Source organism: Ochrobactrum sp. SFR4 (assembly GCF_019730395.1).
GTDB lineage: Bacteria > Pseudomonadota > Alphaproteobacteria > Rhizobiales > Rhizobiaceae > Pseudochrobactrum.
This window is the reverse complement of sequence record NZ_JAAPBB010000624.1, coordinates 1-293: the sequence shown is the minus strand read 5'-3', so window position 1 is coordinate 293 and position 293 is coordinate 1. Positions and strand designations below refer to the sequence as shown.

Below are 293 nucleotides of genomic sequence, written 5' to 3'. Positions count from 1 at the left end.
TACGCTGGTGTTTTTGATGTGGCTACACAAGGTTATTCTTCAATCTGGTCAAACTCCATTTCCGGCATAGGTGATCTCACCAAGCGTGGCGATGGTATTCTCATTCTTAGCGGTCAAAACACTTATCAGGGACCAACCAACATTGTTGGCGGCGGTCTGGAAGTGCAGGGAAGTATTACATCGGAAAGCCATGTCTCGCAGACAGGCCAATTGTCCGGCAGCGGCTCTGTTGGCGATGTAATCCTGGCAAAAGGTGGCAAGATTTCTCCGGGCAGTGCGATTTTTGCAGACAA

General features: G+C 49.5%; 1 protein-coding gene. It reads left to right on the top strand.

What is annotated here, in order from left to right; genetic code table 11:
• Positions 1–18: 18 nt before the first annotated feature.
• The coding region (locus tag HBA93_RS20545) for an autotransporter-associated beta strand repeat-containing protein (protein ID WP_221724507.1) at positions 19–293 on the top strand (275 nt) is incomplete at its 3' end.